This window comes from Evansella sp. AB-P1 (assembly GCF_029688925.1).
Lineage (GTDB): Bacteria > Bacillota > Bacilli > Bacillales > Salisediminibacteriaceae > Evansella.
Map to the genome: position 1 here is coordinate 1 of NZ_JARUKY010000010.1, position 14256 is coordinate 14256.

Sequence of the window (14256 nt, forward strand, 5' to 3'; positions counted from 1 at the left end):
GTTTGTGTCAACCATTAGTGGGCATTTTTTTAGGAAGATTAGAATGCCTCTTTTTGTGTACTTTTCAAGAGATACTTTTGGTAGCGCTTTCTTGTTTTTATAGTTTATATCTATTCTATTTTTGTTATTTTTTAAATTCCTCTCAAGCCTTTTAATGCATGTACAATAGGTTTTCCAATGGCATTTTGTAGATAGGCCAAGTTATTGCGTGTAGCTTCTGCTGCACTATCTTTAAGCTTTTCCACAAAATGCTTCGGTGGCTTGCTTTCTTGTCTACTTGAGTCTTCTTTCCGTTGTAATTCTTGCTTTAGACGTCCTTGTAAGGTCTTTACTTCGAGACGATCCTTCAAGGCAACCATCAAATGAATAAACTTATCAAGTCCTTTTGTACTCCAACTTCGTCCATTCTTTAACCTTCTGGCAAAGACACTCATGGTGCCCTCAGCACTTCCCATAGGACGGAAATTATCTGTGTTAATGCCTTTCTGTTTCAGTTTCTCACGGTAGTCTCCAAGAGCCTCTGGATACTGAGAAAGTTGTGCTATTAATCCTTCTAAGCGTTGTTCTTTCTTTTCATGTTCAATCGTACCTACAGCACTATTGAGTTCCACCATAAATCCATCTACGTCATAGGTTGCCAATCTCTTACGAATGGCACGGTAGCGTGGATGGTCACGGAAGATTCGTTGAACTTCACGGGCGATGTGAAAACGGTCTATGACAAAGGTCGCATTTTGCTGAAAATAGTCTCGACATGAGGTTATCCATGGAGCGCCATCACCGTTAATCACCAAGTGGTGCTTCACAGGGTCATACTCATAATTATTGATTAGGAAATCCTCAAACTCTTCCCAGAAGGGGAGTTTTCCCCCATGAACAAAGTGCCGTTTTTTTATTAAGCTTGTTCGTTTTCCATTGACCTCCCACCCTTGATGAACACTAGCTATCTTCACTTCTCTACCCTTTTTATTTTTTTCCTGACTCTTCGTATATAGGCCATCTACTTCCACAAATAAGACTTCCTGGTCTATTGTTTCAGGCTCTTTTCGCATTACTTCTGTATTCAAAACTTGTTGTCGAATGGCTTCGTGACTAATTACTTGGTAACCTAAAAGCTTTTCTAACGCCTTAGCTGCTTGTCGATAAGATACACCGGTAACCGCTAATTCCATAGCCATATCTTGAACGACAGGGCTCATCCCTTTGGAAGCATCAAAGTCCAAATAATGTTCTAGGAGTGAAACATATCCTCCTTTTATTCGATCTTTATAATATCTTCGTTTAAGTTCAATTCGACCAAAAAGAGACTCAAACTTTAGTTCACGTTTATCAACACAGCGGAAGCGTTTCTTATCTCTATTTTCACAAATCTCATCATCTATCTTAGTTAACATTTCAGCCATTACTTGTGTAAAGCTTTCTTGTAAAGCACGGAAGGTAATTCTTTCTAACTCTTTCATTGTGATGTCAGGTATGGTATCTTTCATAGTAAGGATCCTTTCTTTCTGTATGTTGCTGTTTTGGACGATATCAACTATACAAAAAGAGGATCCTTTTTTCATGTAATTTGCTCACACCTACCGCGCTTCCGCTTGGTTTCCTTGGTGGTGGGTGTGGAAGAAAACCACTTCCACACCCACCACCAAGGTTACATATTCTTCCTTATATTACTTTTTTTCCACCCACAAACATTTTACTCTAACTTTTTAACCTCTTCTACATACTAAAATATTGTTCGAAAAATAATTATTTAAAATAAGGATAGTTGATTCGAGTCTGGTAACCCATCTAAACAACCATGGTCATCAAGGTTTTCAAGTACAGTCTTCGTTATTTTACATCTCTGCTGTAAATCTTCCTTGGATAAAAATTCACCATTCTCTCTTCCCCTTACAATATTTAAAGCCGCATTCGTTCCAACTCCATTTAGTGCGTTAAATGGTGGAATTAGGGTTTCTCCTTCCACGATAAAATCCTTTGCAGAAGATCGATATAAATCTACTTTTTGAAAAGAGAAGCCTCGTTCACACATTTCCAAAGCAAGCTCAAGAACTAGCACAACACTTTTTTCTTTTGGAGAAGCGTCTAAACCTTTAGCATAAATTTCTTCGATACGTTTTCGAATACTTGCAGATCCTCTTATCATCGTATCCAATTCAAAATCATCTGCTCGAACAGTAAAATAAGCAGCATAAAAAAGGATCGGATGATGAACTTTAAAATATGCAATTCGAACAGCCATTAAAACATATGCTGCAGCATGTGCTTTCGGGAACATGTATTTAATTTTTAAACAGGATCCAATGTACCAATCTGGTACACCATGCTTCTTCATTTCTTCAATCCAGTCATCCTGGAGTCCTTTGCCTTTTCTAACAAACTCCATAATTTTAAATGCAAGGGAATGCTCTAATCCTTTATAAATTAAATAGACCATGATGTCGTCACGACAACCAATTACGTCTTTCAATACACATGTACCATTTGCAATAAGATCGGCTGCATTATTTAACCAAACATCGGTTCCATGTGACAAACCAGAAATTTGGACTAATTCACTGAATGAATTTGGCTTCGTTTCTTCTAACATTTGTCGAACAAATCGGGTTCCAAATTCAGGGATACCATACGTACCTGTTTTACACATTATTTGTTCTTGTGTAACCCCTAGTGATTCAGTCCCACTGAAAAGCTTGTATACTTCAGAATCATCCACAGGGATTGTTTTCGGGTCGATTCCACTTAAATCTTGTAACATTCGAATGACAGTCGGATCATCGTGACCTAATATATCTAATTTTAATAAATTATCATGAATAGAATGGAAGTCATAATGAGTTGTTCGCCATTCAGCCTCTTTATCATCAGCAGGATACTGGATTGGTGTGAAATCATATATATCTAGATGGTCTGGAACAACAATAATTCCACCTGGATGTTGACCAGTCGTCCTTTTTACACCTGTACATCCTGTAACAAGGCGATCAATTTCTGCACCTCGTAATTGTAGTTGATGATCATCTTCGTAGCCTTTCACGAAACCATAAGCTGTTTTTTCTGCTACAGTACCAATGGTTCCTGCTTTATATACGTAATCTTTACCAAAAAGATCTTTCGTATAATTATGTGCGGTTGATTGATACTCCCCTGAAAAATTTAAGTCAATATCAGGAACTTTATCTCCTTTAAACCCTAAAAAAGTTTCAAATGGGATATCTTGACCATCTTTCATATAGCTTGTACCACATTTTTCACATTGTTTATCAGGTAAATCAAAACCTGATCCAACTGAACCATCATCAAAGAAAACAGAATGATGGCAATTAGGGCAAACATAATGAGGCGGAAGGGGGTTTACTTCCGTAATTTCTGTCATTGTTGCAACAAAACTTGACCCGACAGAACCTCGAGACCCGACTAAGTACCCATCATCTAATGATTTTTTAACAAGCTTTTGTGAAATAAGATAGATAACAGAAAATCCATTACTAATGATACTTTTTAATTCTTTTTCTAGTCGTGCTTCTACAATCTCAGGTAACGGGTCACCGTAAATGCTCCGTGCTCTTCCATAGCTTAATTCACGCATTTCATCATCAGCCCCCTCAATATTAGGGGTATATAAATCATCTGGTATTGGTTTAATTTCATCCACTTCTTCAGCAATCGCTTTCGTATTTGTAATGACGATTTCTTTTGCTTTTTCCTCTGGTAAAAAGGAAAAACACTTTAACATTTCATCTGTGGTACGAAAGTGAACCTCTGGTAATGTTGCTTTATTTAATGGATTTGCTCCACCTTGAGAAGCAATCAAAATTTTACGATATATATAATCTTCTTTATTTAAATAATGAACATTTCCAGTAGCTACGACTTTCTTTTCTAATTTATCTCCTATATCAACTATTTTTTTCAAAATATCTTTTAATGCTAATTCATCTCGAATGATTTCTTTTTCAATTAAGTGATTATAATTAGACGGAGGTTGAATTTCAAGATAATCATAGAAAGAGGCTATTTCTTCCACTTCCTCAGGTTCTTTCTGCATCATTGCGTCAAATACTTCACCATTATCACAGCCTGAGCCAATGATTAATCCTTCACGATGTTCAATTAATACTGATTTCGGAATCCTAGGTACACGGTAAAAATAATCAATATGAGAAAAGGATACGAGTTTATATAAGTTACGTAAACCTGTTTTATTTTTTGCAATAATAATGCAATGATTTGGTCGTTGTTTTTTATAATCGTCTTTTGACGTTTGTTCATTTAGTTGAAAATGCTTCTCTATTCCTTTATCAATAGCGTCCTTAACCATTTTCCATAATAAATGACCAGTTGCTTCAGCATCATATATAGCACGGTGATGGGAAACAAGCTCAATGTTAAACTTTTTACAAAGTGTATTCAAACGATAGTTTCTAAATTCTGGATATAACAATCTTCCTAACTCAAGGGTATCGATAACTGGATTTGGAGCATGCTCGTAACCAATTTTTTTGTACCCAGCATTTATAAATCCCATATCAAAGCTTGCATTATGAGCTACTAAGACAGCATCACCTGTCCACTCATGAAAATCCTTTAATACATCTTCAACTTCCGGGGCATTCACAAGCATATCATCCGTAATACCGGTGAGATCAATGATAAGCGGAGACAGCTTTTCGTGGGGATTTGCAAATCGTTCAAAACGATCAATGATCTCCCCGTCTTTTACTTTTACTGCAGCTAATTCGATTATTGTATTGTACACTGCAGACAATCCTGTTGTCTCAACGTCAAACACTACGTATGTTTCATCTGATAACATCCGATCTGATGCATTGTAGGCAATAGGAACACCATCATTTACAAGATTAGCTTCCATTCCATATAGCACTTTAATTCCTTCATTCTTCGCAGCAGAAAAGGCCTCTGGAAAGGACTGTAAAACGCCATGATCTGTTATAGCTATTGCTTCATGCCCCCATTTTTTTGCTTGTTTAATGTGCTTTGAAACAGGAGTAACAGCATCCATTTGGCTCATTGGAGAATGAAGATGTAACTCTACACGTTTTTCTCCTTCTGGTGCTAAATCTTTTCTCTCTACTGGAAAGATTTCCTGTAAATCACGTCCAATCATCGCTAAATCTCTAACAAACGTGTCAAATTGAATTCCCCCACGAACCTTCACCCACATGCCTTTTTTTACTGATTGAAGAATGGGGAGATCCTCTTTCCCGTTAGAAAAGAACTTTACAAGAATGGAATCCGTATAATCAGTAATTTTAAAGGTTAACAATGTACGACCACTTTTTAATTCTCTCATTTCTGAGAAAAAAATGTATCCTTGTAATGCTACTCTTCGTTCTTCTTCAACAATACTATTTATTGGTACGATATCCCCGTCTTTAATTACTTGTCCAATGTGAGGTGATGTAGCCCCGTGTTCTCTTGCTTTGTCAGCTTCTTTTTTCTTCTCCATCATTGCTTCTAGCATTTTTGAATGATCTTCCTCATTTTTCTGCTCCACAAACTTTTCAATTGCTTCCTTTGACTCTTTAATTGTTGTTTCAATAATCGGTTTATTGAATCCAACTTCTTCAAAGGCATTTTGCAATGGTTCTTGAACACGGCGAAGAATCATTTCACCCTCTGTTTCATTCATCACTGCAATATTTAATTTATTCCCATTCATGTATGGGATTTGCTCCTGTAAACGTTTTATTAAGCCATTAGTGGATGCTCGAAGCTTTTCAACAAAAAAAGGCCAATAGGAAGAAAGGTATTTACTGGCATCGACTTCAATCTGATAGGAAATATTAATGTGCACATCAGCGATGTGTTCAAGTCCATTTTTTATTCTACTTTGAAATAATTCAAAAGCTGAAAAAGGTAGAACAGTAGGTAGGGATATATGAAATACCCATTTCTTCTGAGTCTGGTAAACTTCTAATCTTTCTACTTTTCCACCATTTAAAAACTTTTCAATCAACTCATCAGGCATCATAACTTGCTCAAGTAAGAGCTTAAACCGTTCTTGACGTATATGCTGATCCTCGTTCATGACGGTTCCTCCTCTAATCTTACAATTTCTATATCAATGAGTTTATTTCTTTAACTTTTAGTTAAATTCTTAATAAATAACATAAAGAAAGCAATGGTCTTTAGCTGCTTTATCCCCATGCTCTTTTATCATACGGGAAATAAGTTACAGCGTCTAGACTCATTGCTTCATTGATGTAAATGATGGGATTCCAAAATTTACTTTATCTGCTACCCTGAAAATAAGTATTGGTTCAGGTGTGAAGGCGGCGACTTCTGCGATGGGCATTCACTTCACGAATCCACTACTAGTTGTCTCGACTGATGAAGCTTCAGAGAAACATATGCATAGGTAGAAAATAAAGCTTTCTGGAGTCTCACAAAGCTAACCTGAAAATTAGCTATAAATGTTGAACTAAGTATATACAGAATGCTTCTTTTCATAGCCCATCGTAAAAATTTATACTTGCACGGAGGTCTCTGATAATTAAATTGATGGTACATCCTATTTACGCCTATCACCATATAAAATTAATATTATTCTTTAACATGCCTACTTATATAAAAGTGACTCAATTGTGGTTACTAATTCGTCTTTTTTCACTTCTAATGTTTCCCCAGTTTTTCTAACCTTTAATTCAACGACGCCTTCATTTGCTTTCTTGCCTACAGTAATTCTGATTGGGAAGCCAAACAAATCTGCATCTTTAAACTTAACACCTGGTCGTTCAGCACGATCGTCCATCAACACTTCAAAGCGAGAAGAGGTTAAATCCTCATATAACTCCTGAGCTAACTCTCTTTGATCATCCTGCTTCATATTTACTGGTATAAGATGTATATCAAATGGTGATACAGCGCTAGGCCATATAATACCGTTTTCATCATGGTGCTGCTCCACAACTGCTGCCAATGTTCTTGAGACTCCTATACCATAACAACCCATAATCATCGGCTGATTTTTCCCATTCTCATCTAAAAACATGGCTCCCATTGCTTCACTATAACGTGTACCAAGTTTAAAGACATGACCTACTTCAATTCCTTCTTTAAAGCGAATAGTACCTTTTCCATCTGGTGACGGATCACCTTCTTGAATATTTCTTAAGTCAGCAAAAGTTTCTACTGTGAAGTCTTGTCCAAGATTAACATTAATAAAGTGCTTTCCTTCTTCATTCGCACCACATGCACCATTTACAACTGCTTCTACTGCATGATCTGCTATTATGGTAATGTCCTTGTTTACATCTTTAGGTCCAATGTATCCTGGGACTGTATTCATCCACTTTTTTGTTTCTTCTTCCGTAGCCATTTCCACTATTTGAGCATCTAATAAATGCTTGATTTTCACATCATTCACTTCATGATCTCCACGAACAAGAACAAGACAGGGCTTATCATCTACAATAAATAATACGGATTTAATTAGTTTTTCCACTGGTAAATTTAAAAATGCTGATACTTCTTCAATCGTTTTCTTCCCTGGTGTATCTACAACTTCTATTTCCTTTATTGCTTCATCTGCTTTCTTATATATTACGTTTACTTCAGCAATCTCAATATTAGCAGCATAATCAGATTCGTCAGAGTAAGCGATTGTATCTTCTCCTATGTCAGATAACACCATGAACTCATGAGTGTCTTTTCCACCCATTGCCCCAGAATCGGCAACAACTGCTCTAAAATCCAATTCACATCTATTAAAAATACGACTATAAGCATCATACATTTTGTCATAGCTTATATCTAGCCCTTCAAAGCTTGTATCAAAAGAATAAGCATCCTTCATTAAAAATTCACGGGAACGCAGTACTCCAAAGCGAGGACGTCTTTCGTCTCGGAATTTATTTTGGATCTGATAAAGGGTCATAGGAAGCTTTTTGTAGGAATGAACATCATCCCGAACGAGAGTAGTTATTACCTCTTCATGAGTTGGCCCTAAAGCAAACTCACGATTATGTCGATCATGTAATCTCATTAACTCTGGTCCATATGCTTCCCAACGTCCAGATTCCTTCCATAATTCAGCAGGCTGAATGGCAGGCATTAATAATTGTTGAGCTCCGGCACGATTCATTTCTTCACGAATAATATTTTCAACCTTTTGAAGTACTTTTAATCCTAATGGTAAAAAGGAATAAACACCTGAGGTACTTTGGCGAATTAAACCTGCCCTCAGCATGAGTTGATGACTTTTTACATCTGCATCACTTGGTACATCTCTTAGAGTTGGAGCTAAATACGTACTTTGTTTCATTTATGACACCTCGTCCTTTATAAAAATAAAATTAACCGACCATTAACGAAATATTTATAGGAAGAATTTATTTATGTCATTCCAAGTTACAACTAACATTAGTAACATAAGTAGGGCAAAACCAATAAAATGAACCAATCCTTCTTTTTGAGGGTCTATCGGTTTTCCTCTTAATGCTTCCAATCCAATAAACATAAGGCGACCACCATCTAGAGCTGGTAGTGGTAAAAGATTAATAATACCTAAATTCACACTTAAGATTGCTGTCCATTGCATTAATACTAAAAATCCCATAGCTGCAACTTCGTCTGTATAACTATAAATACCTACTGGTCCTGCTAAGTGATCCAGTGTAAATTGCCCTGTCACAAGCATTCCTAGTGCTTCAAAAATAAGTACTGTAAATTCGTACGTCTGTGTAAACCCAAAGAGAACAGCTCCAACTACAGATTTCTCCGTTTCAGGAAAGATACCTACAACACCTTCTACCTGTTCATCTGGACTTACTCTCTCTTGTGGTGTTAACGTCACATCAAAGTGAGTTGAACCTCGTTCTATTTCAAACACTAATGGTTCATTTGGATTAGATTGAATAATTGCAGTCATCTCATCCCAAGTACTAACATTTTGTCCATCAATAGATATAATACGGTCTCCACCTTCAAGACCTGCTTCTATTGCAACTCCATCATCCGTTACATCTCCAACTAAAGCTTCGTTTACTGGAGTCCCAGCAATCCACGCATAAAAAGTTAAAATAACAATAGCTAATATAAAATTCATCATTGGTCCTGCAAATAATGCCATTGCCCTTTGAGGGATAGTTTTCGATCCAAATTGGCGATCGTAAGGAGCTATTTGTGTAGCCAGTTCATCATGAACATATTCAGCTTTTTCATCAATGGCGTATGTGACTAATCCTTCTTCATCTGAAATATATCCTGTAACGAACAGTTCCTTTTCTAAATCTATTTTTTCAACTTGAATTATCTTACATTCAGGGTGCTTCGACTTATTATTAATAATTATTTTATTTACTGCACCTTTTTCATTAAATAGAAGTCCAACCTCATAGCCGGGCTTTATTTGAATCATTTCCGGGTCTTCCCCTGCCATCCGAACAAAGCCACCTAAAGGTAAAAGGCGAATAGTATATACTGTTTCAGCTTTTTTAAATGAAAAAATTTTTGGACCAAAACCAATTGCAAATTCACGACACAGAATTCCTGCTCTTTTTGCGAATACAAGATGGCCTAACTCGTGAATAAAGACGAGTAATCCAAATATGATGATGATCGAAATAAATGTATTCATTGTTACACATCCTTTAATTCATATAAGATAGTACAGTTTGTCTTGTTTCGTAATCTACACCAATTATGTCATCAAGGTTGGGTGAAAGAATTGATTGGTGATCCATTAATGCTTTTTCAACTATCTCTTCAATTCCTAAAAAAGATAATTTCCCTGTTAAAAAAGCTGATACGGCTACTTCGTTTGCCGCATTTAATACCGTCGGTGCTGTTCCTCCTATTTTACCTGCTTCATAAGCTAAGTGGAGGCAATGAAACCTCTCAAAATCTAATTTTTGAAAATGAAGCGATCCAATTTCCCATAAGTTTAACCCTTTGCCTCCTTTTAAAGCAAGTCTTTTTGGTTTAGATAAGGCATATTGAATTGGTACTCGCATATCAGGAGTACCAAGGTGGGCTAGGACGCTACCATCAATATATTCAACCATAGAATGAATAATACTTTCTTTATGTAATATCACATCAATTTTATTATACGGCATATTAAACAACCATTTTGCTTCAATTACTTCTAATCCTTTATTCATCATTGTTGCAGAGTCAATCGTTATTTTAGCACCCATTTGCCAATTAGGGTGCTTCAATGCGTCATCAACTGTTACTTTTTCTAAATCACTTCTAGATAAATCCCGAAAACTACCACCAGATGCAGTTAGAATGAGGCGGTTCACTTCTTTATGGGATTCATCCTCTAAACATTGATAAATGGCTGAATGTTCACTATCTATAGGAATTAATTCAACATTGTGTAATTCTGCCATCTTCGTAACGATATGACCCGCCGTTACAAGCGTCTCTTTATTTGCAATAGCTATATTTTTACCACTTTCAATAGCTGCAAGAGTAGGCTTTAGACCAATACTACCCATAACAGCATTAACGAGGACATCTGAAAGGTCGTCCGTAGCTACTTCAAGAAGGCCTTCTTCCCCATACAAAACTTTAACACCTTGCGGAACATGAATTGCAATTTTTTCAGCAACATCCTTTGTCTGAACACTCACAAGTCTAGGTTTAAATTCTTGTATTTGATTTAATCCTACATCTATATTACGACCAAAGCTCATAGAAACAAGATTAAAATCATTTGGATTAGAACGAATAACATCTAGAGTTTGAATTCCAATTGACCCAGTTGAACCTAACAAACTAATCTTTTTCATTAAATAGCTCCTTCATATACCTTTTCACACCGTTATATTAAATTAACTAAATATAATATTGGCATGACAAAAATTAAACTATCAAAACGATCAAGAATCCCACCATGTCCTGGTAATACTTGTCCTGAATCTTTCACTGCATAATGTCTCTTTAATGCTGATTCAACTAAATCTCCTAATTGTCCTGAAATGGACACAATAAAGATAAAGAAAATCGTAATTAACCATGAATTGAAAATGGTCACAAAGCTTACGTAAATAATTCCAACGATAAAAGCTAATATGATTCCTCCAAATGCCCCTTCAATAGTCTTCTTTGGACTAATTTCAGGCCAGAGCTTGTTTTTCCCAAACAATCTCCCAGCAAAATATGCTCCTGAATCTGTTGCCCATACGAGAATTATAATAAAAAACAAAACTGCTAACCCTTGTTCAAGAAATCTTGTATAAATAAAGTAATGAAAACCAAAGCCTATGTATACAGATGATAAAATGATAAATCCAGCTTCATCAAATGTAAATTTGTTTTTGGTTATGACTGTTAATGCTAATAAAACGATGATTAGTAGCAAAAACATCTCTAGTTTATCTATATGTAACCAGTCTGATTTAAGAATAGTCTCAGGTAATAGCAAAATCCACATTAAAATAAAACTTAATACTCCTATAGGTGAAAAAAGTTTCATTTGTTTCATCTTTAATAATTCACTCATCCCAATGGTAGCTAGTACGATCATCATAAGAGTAAATGGCCAATCTCCAATGACTATAAGGGTAATAAATCCAGCTCCTGCTATTACTGCTGTTATAATTCTTTGCTTCAATGGACTACCTCCTCTCTATACACCACCGTATCGCCGAGCTCTTTTTTGATATACCTGAATTGCTTCATTAAAATGATCTTCCGTAAAATCTGGCCATAATACATCAGTAAACCAAAATTCAGCATAAGCCAGCTGCCATAGCATAAAGTTACTAAGACGAATTTCTCCGCTAGTCCGTATTAGTAAATCAGGATCTTGTAAGTCGCCTGTCATTAAAAATTTCGATAGATCATCTTCTGTAATATGGTCAATTACTTCCTTATTTTCGTCAAGGGAATGGTATAATTGCTTTACAGCTTGTAATATTTCAGAACGACTTCCGTAATTCAAAGCAAAATTTAAGATTAATCCATCATTATTCTTTGTATCTTCAATCGCTTTCTCCACTGCATTGATAGTATGCTTGGGTAAATTTTCTTTTGATCCTGTAAGACGGACAACTACATTTTCATCAATTAATTTAGGTAATTCTTTATTTAAAAACATTTCTGGTAACCGCATTAAAAAGTCAACCTCATTTTTTGGGCGTTTCCAGTTTTCAGTTGAAAAGGCATACAAGGTAAGAGCTTCAACTCCAATGTGGTTTGCCCTTTTTACAACCTTCCTAATAACATTCATTCCTTCACGATGACCAGCTATTCGAGGTAACCCTCTTTTCTTAGCCCATCTCCCATTCCCGTCCATAATAATAGCTACATGTTTTGGGATATTATCTTCGTCAATGTTGATTATTTCGTCTTTTATGTTTTTTTTATTTTTTTTATGATCTGTCAATTTTTTTAACATTACTTATATCCCCCAGATCCCGTTTGTTCCACTTTTAAAAAATATTATTTTCCATAGGTACGTTAATTGATAGTGAAAGTCTTATGCTTATAGTATCACTTCAGCTACATACCTGTCTTCGAATTATAGTATTTACAACAATTATACACCCTTGAAACGATCCTATGTATTTATATTCAGCTTCGTTTATTTTTTGCAAAAATAAACATAAAAATTTAATAATGTAACAGTGCTTAAGTCAAATATTTAGAATGAATTAATTTTCAGTCTATTTCCCCATCTAATATCATAGATATAAAAGTGTAAAAAACCCCCTTATAAACGAGAGGGTCTTTTACATAGTTAATTGTACATGTTTTCTTTCTATACTTCCATAATTTCTTGCTCTTTTACCTTGGCAATTTCATCAACACTTTTAATAGTACCATCTGTTAATTTTTGAACATCATCTTGACTTCTTCGTAAATCATCTTCTGTTAATTCTCCGTCTTTCTCAAGCTTTTTCAATTCATCATTTGCATCACGGCGAATATTTCTAACTGCAACCTTTGCTTCTTCAGAATATCTACCAACTAGCTTTACTAACTCTTTTCGACGTTCTTCTGTTAAGGCTGGGATAGCAATGCGAATAATATTCCCGTCATTGGATGGTGATAAGCCAAGATCTGCTTTTTGAATTGCTCGTTCAATATCCGATAAAGAGGATTTATCAAACGGTTGAATAGTAAGAAGCCTTGCTTCTGGAACTGAGATAGTAGCTAATTGATTAAGTGGGGTCATCATACCATAATACTCAACTTGTACCTTGTCTAATAACGAAGGATTTGCTCTTCCAGCACGAATTGTTGCTAGTTCCTTCCGAAACGCATCAACTGATTTATTCATACGTTCTTCTGCTTGGTTCATTACTTCCTTTTCCATTATTCTCTCCCCTTTATAAGTGTTCCAATTTCCTCACCAAGGACGGCACGTTTAATATTCCCTTTTTCCATAATGGAAAAAACTAAAAGTGGAATGTCATTGTCCATACATAGTGATGATGCAGTGGAATCCATAACTGCTAAACCGTCTTTTAAAATATCAAGATACGTTAATTTATCATATTTTACAGCTGTTGCATCTGTTGATGGATCTGCACTATATACACCATCCACTTTGTTTTTAGCCATTAAGATAACGTCTGCTTCAATTTCTGCTGCCCGTAATGCAGCAGTTGTATCTGTTGTAAAGTAAGGATTACCAGTGCCGGCAGCAAAAATAACAACACGCTTCTTTTCAAGATGTCTAATAGCTCTTCTTCTTATGTATGGCTCTGCTACTTGCCTCATTTCGATGGAGCTTTGCACTCTAGTTTGTACACCATTTGTCTCTAAGCTATCCTGCAATGCTAAAGAATTCATGACTGTTGCAAGCATCCCCATATAGTCAGCTGTAGCTCTATCCATACCCTTAGCACTTCCAGCCATACCTCTCCAAATGTTTCCACCGCCTACAATAATAGCTACTTCAACGTCAAGTTTGACAATGTCACGAACTTGCTCTGCTATGGATTGTATAACTGATGGATCAATACCAAACCCTTGGTCCCCTGCTAATGCTTCACCACTTAGTTTTAATACAATTCGTTTGTATTTTGTTGTTTCCATAATTCCCTCCAATTTTCCCATTTCAGCTTCTTGGTGTTTTCCATGCTGTCCATCTTAGTAGAAAATCTTGGCTGACCATTACTTTATGGTAAAGCCTTCATTTATTATATTCCTACAGGTGTGCTTAATAAAACAAGCTATTAATCATTAAATAAGTTAAGTATAAAGTAAATCTTCAAATTCCTTTAAACTTTTACCTATCTTAGGAAAAAGGGACACGATGTGCCCCTTTCATAG

General features: G+C 35.8%; 9 protein-coding genes. All 9 read right to left on the minus strand.

Going from position 1 to position 14256, the window contains the following annotated elements; genetic code table 11:
* Positions 1–131 precede the first annotated feature (131 nt).
* Complete coding sequence (locus QA612_RS11695) at positions 132–1487, minus strand: ISLre2 family transposase (protein WP_347568873.1); 1356 nt, start codon at positions 1485–1487, stop codon at positions 132–134.
* Positions 1488–1750: 263 nt separating this feature from the next.
* Complete coding sequence (locus QA612_RS11700; RefSeq protein ID WP_278283998.1) at positions 1751–6052, minus strand: PolC-type DNA polymerase III; 4302 nt, start codon at positions 6050–6052, stop codon at positions 1751–1753.
* Positions 6053–6583: 531 nt separating this feature from the next.
* Positions 6584–8287, minus strand: a complete 1704-nt coding sequence (locus QA612_RS11705; protein ID WP_278283999.1) for a proline--tRNA ligase — start codon at positions 8285–8287, stop codon at positions 6584–6586.
* 54 nt (positions 8288–8341) lie between these two features.
* On the minus strand, positions 8342–9601 hold the full coding sequence (gene rseP, locus QA612_RS11710; protein ID WP_278284000.1) for an RIP metalloprotease RseP: 1260 nt from the start codon (positions 9599–9601) through the stop codon (positions 8342–8344).
* 13 nt (positions 9602–9614) lie between these two features.
* Positions 9615–10763, minus strand: a complete 1149-nt coding sequence (locus QA612_RS11715; protein ID WP_278284001.1) for a 1-deoxy-D-xylulose-5-phosphate reductoisomerase — start codon at positions 10761–10763, stop codon at positions 9615–9617.
* A gap of 32 nt (positions 10764–10795) precedes the next feature.
* Positions 10796–11587 carry a phosphatidate cytidylyltransferase gene (locus tag QA612_RS11720; RefSeq protein WP_278284002.1) on the minus strand — a complete coding sequence of 264 codons (792 nt, stop codon included), beginning with the start codon at positions 11585–11587 and terminating at the stop codon, positions 10796–10798.
* 15 nt (positions 11588–11602) lie between these two features.
* Positions 11603–12373 (minus strand): isoprenyl transferase, encoded by a 771-nt coding sequence (locus QA612_RS11725; RefSeq protein WP_278284003.1) that lies wholly within the window; start codon positions 12371–12373, stop codon positions 11603–11605.
* 363 nt (positions 12374–12736) lie between these two features.
* On the minus strand, positions 12737–13294 hold the full coding sequence (frr, locus tag QA612_RS11730; protein WP_278284004.1) for a ribosome recycling factor: 558 nt from the start codon (positions 13292–13294) through the stop codon (positions 12737–12739).
* A complete protein-coding gene (gene pyrH, locus QA612_RS11735; RefSeq protein ID WP_278284005.1) occupies positions 13294–14019 on the minus strand; it encodes a UMP kinase in 726 nt (241 codons plus the stop codon). The genes frr and pyrH overlap by 1 nt, the downstream gene beginning before the upstream one ends.
* Positions 14020–14256 lie beyond the last annotated feature (237 nt).

What these genes read in the sequence shown, in the direction of transcription:
- QA612_RS11695 (WP_347568873.1), bottom strand. Translation starts at nt 1,487, where the DNA reads ATGAAAGATACCATACCTGACATCACAATGAAAGAGTTAGAAAGAATT.
- QA612_RS11700 (WP_278283998.1), bottom strand. Translation starts at nt 6,052, where the DNA reads ATGAACGAGGATCAGCATATACGTCAAGAACGGTTTAAGCTCTTACTT.
- QA612_RS11705 (WP_278283999.1), bottom strand. Translation starts at nt 8,287, where the DNA reads ATGAAACAAAGTACGTATTTAGCTCCAACTCTAAGAGATGTACCAAGT.
- rseP (WP_278284000.1), bottom strand. Translation starts at nt 9,601, where the DNA reads ATGAATACATTTATTTCGATCATCATCATATTTGGATTACTCGTCTTT.
- QA612_RS11715 (WP_278284001.1), bottom strand. Translation starts at nt 10,763, where the DNA reads ATGAAAAAGATTAGTTTGTTAGGTTCAACTGGGTCAATTGGAATTCAA.
- QA612_RS11725 (WP_278284003.1), bottom strand. Translation starts at nt 12,373, where the DNA reads ATGTTAAAAAAATTGACAGATCATAAAAAAAATAAAAAAAACATAAAA.
- frr (WP_278284004.1), bottom strand. Translation starts at nt 13,294, where the DNA reads ATGGAAAAGGAAGTAATGAACCAAGCAGAAGAACGTATGAATAAATCA.
- pyrH (WP_278284005.1), bottom strand. Translation starts at nt 14,019, where the DNA reads ATGGAAACAACAAAATACAAACGAATTGTATTAAAACTAAGTGGTGAA.